2 protein-coding genes are annotated in these 9,421 nt (G+C 37.0%); both read left to right on the forward strand.

Annotation, left to right across the window (positions count from 1 at the left end):
* Positions 1–81 precede the first annotated feature (81 nt).
* Complete coding sequence (locus tag ACKI2P_RS03165) at positions 82–7,578, forward strand: DUF3320 domain-containing protein (protein WP_407374935.1); 7,497 nt, start codon at positions 82–84, stop codon at positions 7,576–7,578.
* Between the two features lie 9 nt (positions 7,579–7,587).
* Positions 7,588–9,339, forward strand: a complete 1,752-nt coding sequence (gene uvrC / locus ACKI2P_RS03170; protein ID WP_407374937.1) for an excinuclease ABC subunit UvrC — start codon at positions 7,588–7,590, stop codon at positions 9,337–9,339.
* The last annotated feature ends 82 nt before the right edge of the window (positions 9,340–9,421 follow it).

The raw sequence follows: 9,421 nt of genomic DNA on the forward strand, positions 1-9,421 counted from the left end.
TTTTAGAAAACTTTATTAATTAATATGATTATAATTATATATGCATTTTGAATTTTTTTTTAAACACTACAAAGGGTCATCATGTTAAACAAATCATCAAATATAATCGAAAAGGAATTTAAGAATTTACGTAAGGAGCTATTGGATTTAACATTAAGAAATCAACTTCTTAACTTTAAATCAAGAGCAAAAACCATCACAATAGTAAATCAGTCTCCCATAAACCTTTTTCAAACGTTAGTCCTGCAGGAAAACAAGATGTATTTTGTGGCTAACAAGAAGGATAAAAAGGAGGACAAGTCTTCAGTTTGGGATCATATTCCCTTTGACTTTTCCAAGTTTTCCGAAGGAGATAAAAAGTTAGCTACAGATTTGACTCCAAAAGAGCTCCAAAAAAGATTATATTACATCAATAACCAGGCAAAGACTATGCTTCAGGAGCAGGGTTATAACATTCTATACCTTGCCATAGGATTTTTGGAGTGGAAGGACAAATCCAAACCTAGACAAAAGAACAAGGCACCGCTGGTATTGATTCCGGTCGCTATGGAAAGGAAAAAGGTTGGAGAATCATTCAATCTGGAATGGACCGGAGAAGATATTCAGACTAACATTTCTCTTAAGGCAAAATTAATGGAAGCAGGCATTGAACTTCCGGATTTTGAGTTTAAAAGATATGGGGAAGTAATTGACCATTACATTGCAAGCGTTCGCAGTGCTGTTTCAAGAATGGAAGGATGGGACGTAAACAACAATGTTGCTTTAGGATTTTTCAGTTTTACCAAATTCGTAATGTATAATGATTTAAACCCTGAGGCTTGGGCCGATAATGTTGATTTGACAAAAAATGAACTGATACAGGCAATTTTCAATCCCGCCAAAAACGATCAGGAAGCGTTTAGGGAAGAGGATATTGACTCACAGCTTGAGTATCAGAACATGTATCAGGTACTTGATGCCGATTCATCACAGATTGCAGCTATTCAGGATGTAAAGGCAGGACGTAATCTTGTTGTGGAAGGACCACCAGGAACAGGTAAGTCACAGACAATTGTAAACCTGATAGCTGAGCTTTTGGCAGAGGGAAAATCAGTTTTATTCGTTTCAGAAAAAATGGCGGCATTGGATGTTGTAAAGAACCGTCTGACCGGTGTGGGTTTGGGCAAGTTCGTATTGGAACTGCACTCACACAAGACAAGGCGTAAAAAATTCCTCAAGGATTTGCAGAAGGCAACAAACGTTCGTGCACAGGAACCGTTAAACATAGACCAGACTATTCGTAAACTGGAAACCCTGCGTCGCCAGTTAGATGATTATTCACAAATCATTCATAAACCTGTTTTTGCAGTAAACCTATCAGCATTTCAGCTGTATGGTATGAAAGAATCAGCTGATGATCATTTTGCAAGAATGGATGCTCTGATGCCTTTGGTCAGGTTTGAAAATCCTGAAAGTGTCACATTGAAGGATTTGGATGATATGAAAATTGCCCTTGAAAACCTTGCGGAGTTATATCAGACAATCTCAAAGGAAAATCCATGGAGCAAATGCGCTCCGAAAAGTCTCCTGCCTGCTGATTTAAGGGAAATTGAAATGCTCATCAATGATACTCTTCACAGTCTTGACAATTTCCTTGTTGAACGTGGAAGGGTTTATGACATTTATGGAATCAAAAAGCCGGATACATTGAATGAGTTTCAAAATTCACTTTCAGCATTTGACATCATCAAGTCTCAGAATGCCGAACTGATAGACGCAAGCATCATCAAGTCAGGGGCATGGAATAATAACAATGACGATGCATTTAGATTAATACAGGAGCTTCAAAAGTATCAAAGATATGCTCCAGCTTTAAATAAATTCAATCAAAGCATTTTTCAGGTAGATATCGACAGATTGATATATGAGTTAAGAAATCTTTCCACCAAAAAGTTCAGATTCTTCAACAACAAACAGCACATTGAACTTGTTGAGAGATACTATGCGATACCGGTTCCAGGAAGTGTTGATGAAATAATTAGGGACTTGCAGGAAGCTAAAGCTATTATTAAAATCAGAAAAACCCTCGAAGCCAATCAGGCATTGGGTCAAAAGTACTATGGAGGATATTGGCATTTGAATGCTAATCCTCAGGATTTGATAGCCATTGCACGTTGGATGAATGAGTTTTCAGCACTTGTGCGAGACGGAACATTCTCACAAAATACAATTGAACTGATGAGCAAAGATTTGTTTGACTTCAAGCCTGAAAGGGATTTGGCGGAATATATAGAGTCAGGCGAAGAGTTTGTAAGAGACCTGTCAAAATTAAGGGATAAGCTAAACCCTAGAAGTAAGCTGATTTTTAAAAGGGAAACAGGCGATGTACCATTTGAGGCATGGCAACAGCAGTTGTATAATTGGAGAGGACAACTATCAAGTCTTCATTTATGGTCACAATATCTCAATACCAAGAACAGGCTTCAAAGCTCAAATGCAAGAATGTTTGTCGAATCAATCGAGAAAAGAAACATCAAAAAAGATGATATTAATGCATTGGTTGAAGGTAACTTTGCAGATTCACTCTTAAACATTTTATTTATTGAAAACCAGGAACTGGCCACATTTGTCGGTGAACTTCATGAAAACAGGATTCGTGAATTCAAAGATCTGGACAAAAAGATTCTGACACTGAACCGCAAAAGGATTTTCCACAAACTGAACAGCAATATTCCAAAGATATTTGGAGGAACTGAAAACCCTCAGGCCAAAATTCTGGCTGGAGAATTTACAAGAAAAAGCGGCCACATGCCTGTTAGAAAACTTCTGGAAAAAGCTGGAGGTATGATAAAGCAGATTAAACCTTGCTTTATGATGTCACCTTTATCCATTGCTCAATATTTGGATCCGACAAATGAAGAATTACAGTTTGATGTAGTTATTTTTGACGAAGCAAGTCAGGTGAAACCTGAAGATGCACTTGGTGCATTCATGAGAGGTAAAACCGCAGTAGTTATGGGAGACACCCAACAATTGCCTCCTACTTCATTTTTTGACCAGATGTCCGATGCGGACAGCGATGAGGAGGAAGCAACCTCACTTGATATGGAAAGCATATTGCATTTGTGTAAACTGTCATTTCCGGTCAAGATGCTTAAATGGCACTACAGATCCCGTCATGAATCCCTGATTACTGTTTCAAACAGGGAATTTTATGATGATGATTTGCTTGTTTATCCGTCCCCTTCACATTCAGACCCTGAATTGGGTTTGAAATTCCATTACAATCCAAATACCTATTACTTAAGGGGTGCATCATCCAAAAATCCTCTTGAAGCAAAGGACGTTGTTGATGAAATTTTCAATCACTTCGAGAAATACGGTGATACAAAAAGTTTAGGTGTCGGAACATTTTCTGTCGCTCAAAAGAATGCAATTCTTGAAGAGCTGGAAGTAAAACGTAAGGAACATCCGGAATATGAACCTCTGTTCTCAGACAATAAGGAAGAACGTTTCTTTGTTAAAAACCTTGAAACAATTCAGGGGGATGAAAGGGATGTAATCCTAATCAGTGTAGGTTACGGTCATGATCAGGACGGTAAGATGTCTTTAAACTTCGGTCCTCTAAATCAGGATGGTGGGGAAAGACGTTTAAATGTATTGATTACACGTGCAAGGGAAAAATGTGTGGTATTTTCAAACTTCAAGGCATATGACATGAACCTGACAGCAAATCCACCATATGGTGTAAAATCCTTAAAAGAATTTTTAGAATATGCAGAAAATCTTACTTTAGGAACTCCTGATGTAGGTGAATATACAAAAGAACCATTTGAAGATGCAATCGCCAGCTTTTTAGAGGAAAACGGTTACATTGTTGACAGACAAATAGGATGCGCTGGATTTAGAGTGGATTTGGCTATTGTGGATGATGAAAATCCTGGAAAATATATTCTGGGAATCACAACTGATGGAAAAATGTATTCCTCAAGCAAAGTTGCACGTGACAGGGACAGACTTCGTGAACAGGTATTAACCGGATTGGGATGGAAATTATATCACTTATGGTCTACAGACTGGTATAGAAACAGAGATTTAGGCCGTAAAAAGCTTCTTGAATTTGTTGAAGATTCCATTCGTCAAACCCGTGAAGAGGAAAAACGCAGGTCTGAAGAAGAGAAAAAACTTGCCGAGAAAAGAAAACTTGAAGCAGAAAGAAAAGCTGCAGAATTGCGCATGGCACGTGAACAGGAAGAAAAGGAACGGGCTGAAAAAGAAGCTGAAGAAAATGAAATTGACCCATCTGATATTGGTCCGGAAGATTTTGTTGAAGTTGAAAAAGTTGATGAGGGTGACCTTTTAGAAAAACCAATTGATGTAAGTGAAATTGACCCGTCAGAATTCTTTGGAGATGATGACTTTAAGCCGGCTTCTAAAACAGAGAATACAACCTCTCAAAAAAATGATTCACAAGAAGTTAATGCCGCTTCTGAATTTGTCGTTCTTGAAGATGATGATGTTAAAGAATTCGAAGAAACTCCATCAGAGTTCATTGAAGAAGATTCGTTAGGCGATGATTCTTCTAAAGTAAAATCTGAAAATATTAAAACTACTGATGAAGAAGTAGAATCTGAATCTGGTTTGGATGATGTTGTTGTTGAGGAAGTGGAGTCTGAATCTGGTTTGGATGATGTTGTTGTTGAGGAAGTGGAGTCTGAGTCCGGTTTGGATGATGTTGTTGTTGAGGAAGTGGAGTCTGAGTCCGGTTTGGATGTTGTTGTTGTTGAGGAAGTGGAGTCTGAGTCTGGTTTGGATGTTGTTGTTGTTGAGGATTTGGGTTCAGATGATGTTGAGATATTAAATGATGAGGATAATTCCCAAGAAACTGAAATCAAATTCGAGAAAGGTTTAAGTGATGAAGAAGATCTTTTAGAATCTGATGATGTTTCAGATAGCAACGATGAAGAGTTAAGTGAAGAAAAAGAAGTTTGGGAAGAAGAAAATGAACCTTCAAACCAAAATGATGATGCTGAAGTTTGGGAAGATGATGAAGGTGTTTCACCTGAAGATAATGCAGAAGTTTGGGAGGATGAACAGGATTATTCCGATGAAAATCAGCCAAAATCCTTAAAAGATAGGGTAAAATCAATATTCAGTTTCAAGGATGACGATGATGACGCACCTAAGACTTCATTTTTCGAAACACTTAAATTCGCTAAAGACATAGATAAAGAGGATGAATTAAAAGAAGATTTAGAGAATGTTGAAACTCCTGCAGTTGATGATATTTTCGATGATGATGGAGTCACAGAAACTTTAAAAGAGGATAAAGTTGATTTGGGTGCTGATGATGAATATATTTATGTCGATCACAGCAATGATGAAGTGAATGAAGAGTATAATGAAGAAGAATTTTCAATAGACGATTATGCCACAAAAGTTGATGAAACTCAGTTTAATGAAGAGTTTGACAATTCAATCAATGATGATGAAATTATAACTAATTCCAACATCAATAAACCTAAATTCAGCAATAAAGTTAATGTAGATTCTGAAGACATTTTTGAAGATGACTTCGCTAAAGAAAAAGAAGACAACAAATCAGCAAATGATTTAAATTCAGATGATGATGTTCATGTTGATGATTTTGAACATGATGATGTTGACTCTGGTGTAGATGATGATGTTTATGTTGATGATTTTGAACATGATGATGTTGACTCTGGTGTAGATGATGAGATTCATGTAAATCATGATGATTCCAACTCTGAAGATGAACCTCGCCAAGATGATGAGCATCAAAATCATGATATTTCTAATGAAAACGTTAATATCCACAATAAACATAGAGGAGTTCATTTAAAATCTATAATCTCCGATGTTGTTAGTGGAGAACCGAAATTGGAACCTGAAGAAGTCGAAACTGTTCGTGGAGAAGTCATGCCAGATGAAGAAATCCCATTGCATAAACCTGCTCCTAAAGATGATTCTGTCGTTGAGGCCGAAATAGTAAATGGTGGAGATGTTCCATATGATGATTATTTCGAAGAAGATGAGGAATTAAACATTTTCAACGATGATTTGCCAGATTTAAATAATGATGAGTATGATGAAATACATGCAGAGGCATCAAGAGTAATTGATAAGGCCATGAGTGAATTCATGAAAGGCATATTTGATGATGATGAAGATGAAATTGTTCGAAAACCGGATTCTGAAATAAAACCTGATGTTAAAGTTCAAGCGGATAATTTTGAAGAAATTGGAAAACCTGTTGATGAGGTTATTCCAAAACCGATTATTGACAGAAATCCTGTTGATGAGGTTATTCCCGAACCGATTATTGAGAGAAAATCTGTTGATGAGGTTGTTCAAGAACCTGCTGGGGACACTGACCCTGATGATTATTTGAATATTGCTCATGAAGATGTTTCAAGAGAAGCTCCAGCACCAATTGAAGAAAATCAGAAAGATTCTTCTGAAGCTCAAGGTAATGAAAATGACGTTGAATCTGAAGAAGTGGATGGAACAGTTTATTATCAGGGTGCTAATGACGTAACAAATCCTTTAAGAAAGAATAATGTCTATTATAAAAATGAGCAGAAAAGGTCTTTAAAGGATTCAATCAAGGGCATCAAAAAGGATATGCAGTATATCAACAAATCACTCAATGAAATAGAAAATCCTACACAAATAGATTATGTATCGGTAGTCGACAGGACTGAAGAGTATGACCCTAATGATTATCTGTCAAGACCGAGTGATGACGATTCAGATAAAATCATTCAAATGGAAGAGGAGATGACCTTTGCCGAAAAAGAAGAGCAAAGAATTGAAAAGGAATTAAGACAGGAAGCTCTTGAAAGAGAAATTGCCAGTGATGATAATGTTGTTATTACAGTCAATGAGCAACAAAGACGTGAAGAGCTTAAAGACCAGGCATTGGAAGATATTATCCAATCTGCTGATGAAAATTATAAGGAAATTGAAAAGGAAAGATTCCAGCAAAACAACAAGCTTAAGGCATTTGATAATCATAAACTTCCTGGCAAGAAAAAGATGGATGATGAAATTATTGACTATGTAGAGGCTGCAGATTTCGGATTGAACTCACAACAGGAACTATATAACCAGCCTATTTCCAATGTGGCCAAATCAATCAATGAAATAGTTGATATTGAAGGCCCTATTCACATTAATGAAGTTACAAAAAGGATTAAGGACAGCTGCAAAATAAAAAGAGCAGGTTCAAATCTTAAAAAGACAGTGATAAGTGCTGTTGATGAGGCTGAAAATTCAGGGGACATAATCAGAATAGGTGATTTCCTGTATGATGCATCAAACAATAACGTTGTTGTGAGAAAGAGAAACAAGCCTAACATTGAATTGATATCCGATGAGGAAATAGCCAAAAGCATAGAGTTGGTTCTCCTTCACAAATCTAACCTGACAACCGGTCAGATTGCAAAGGAAACCTCACGCAATTTCGGATTCAGATCAACTTCCAAAAAGACTGCTTCCAGAATCAATGGTGTTCTTGACTTGATGATTGCAAACAACCGTGTCAAAATTGTCAACGATTATGTTGAACTTAATTAGGTGTTAGCCATGCCAATGAAACTCAAATCCCCTGACAGTTTGCCGAAAAAACCGGGTGTCTATATAATGCGTGATGAAAATGACACCATAATCTACATAGGAAAGGCAAAAAATCTGATTAACCGTGTAAGGTCTTATTTTCGAGAAAAGCTTGACAGGCCAAAGACTCAGATATTGATGAGTCATTTTGACAGTCTGGAGTATATTGTCACCAACTCCGAAAAGGAAGCGCTGATTTTAGAGGCCAATTTAATCAAGAAGCACCGTCCTAGATATAATGTTCAGCTGAAGGACGACAAAAGATATCCTTATGTAAAGATTACTGATGAGAAGTTTCCCCGTCTGGTCATTACCAGAAACATTACCAAAAATGGAATATATTACGGGCCGTTCACTGATGTCGGTTCAGTAAAGCAAACTGTTAAATTCCTGAAGTCCCTGTTTAAAATCAGAACATGCCGAAACATGAATGGACCCTGCCTGAACTGTCAGATAGATTTATGCTACGCTCCATGCATAGGCAAGATATCCGAAAAGGAATATTCTGAAATTATAAACAAGATTGATCTGTTTTTCCAGGGTAAATACTCAACAATCGTCAAAAATCTCAAGCGAGAAATGATGGAGGCTGCCGAGGCGGAAGAATTCGAAAAGGCAGCGGTAATCAGAGACCAGATTGCATCTATTGAAGAGATTATGGAAAAGCAGTTTGTGGATTTGGTTGACGATGATTTGGATCAGGATGTAATAGCTATTGCTCCCGGTGAAAACGAGGTTGTTGTTATTATAATGCCTATTAGAAACGGCAAGATTGTCGGTAGGGATGATTTTCTGATGAGCGCATCCCAATATGATTCCCATTCGGAGATTATTTCCGCATTTATTCAGCAGTATTATGGTTACAACAAGCATGTTCCAAAACAGATTCTTCTGGATGATGAAATCGATGACAAGGATCTGCTTGAAGAGTGGCTTGGTGATTTGAGGGGAAACAGAGTATATATTAAAGTGCCTCAAAAAGGTTTAAAGCTGCGTCTTGTCAAGATGGCTCGCAAGAATGCCGAAATCATTCTGCTACAAAAGAAAAAGATGGAATCTGCTTTGGTTGACCTTAAAAAATATCTGAAGCTTGAAAAATTGCCTCATGTAATTGAAGGATATGATATCAGTAACATTTCAGGCAAGTTTGCGGTAGGTTCAAAAGTATCGTTCAAGGAGGGCAAACCCAACAAAAAAATGTACAAACATTTCAAAATGGAAACGCCTGGTCCTAACGATTTTGCCATGATGGAGGAATTGCTGACTCGCAGATTAAAAATGATTGACAGAGACCCGGAACCTGACCTGATTGTGATTGATGGGGGCAAGGGGCAGCTGGGTATGGCCTGCGGAGTTTTGGAAAAATTAAATCTCACTCATATTCCAATCATTGGTCTTGCAAAGGAATTTGAAGAGATATTTACTCCAAATTCTTCTCGTCCAATCATAATTCCTAAAAATAACAAGGCATTACATTTGCTTCAGCAAGTACGTGATGAATCACACCGTTTTGCAATAACATATCATAGAAAGCTTCGTAGCAAGAATATATCAGCCTCTTCACTTGACGATATCGCTGGAATTGGAAAAAAACGTAAGATTAATCTTTTAAAGGAATTCAAAACAATCGATAATATAAAAAATGCATCAGTTGAGGAATTGGCCAAAACAGAGGGCATGAATCAAAAAACGGCTGAAAATGTCTATAATTATTATCACTAATTTTAAATCAAGTTATATTGAAAATGGCTATTTTTCCATTAAATTTAAATATTAGTTATAAAATAAAGTTTTTATAACAAAG

Origin of the sequence: Methanobrevibacter sp., from assembly GCF_045541095.1 — an archaeon.
Taxonomy (GTDB): Archaea; Methanobacteriota; Methanobacteria; order Methanobacteriales; family Methanobacteriaceae; genus Methanocatella.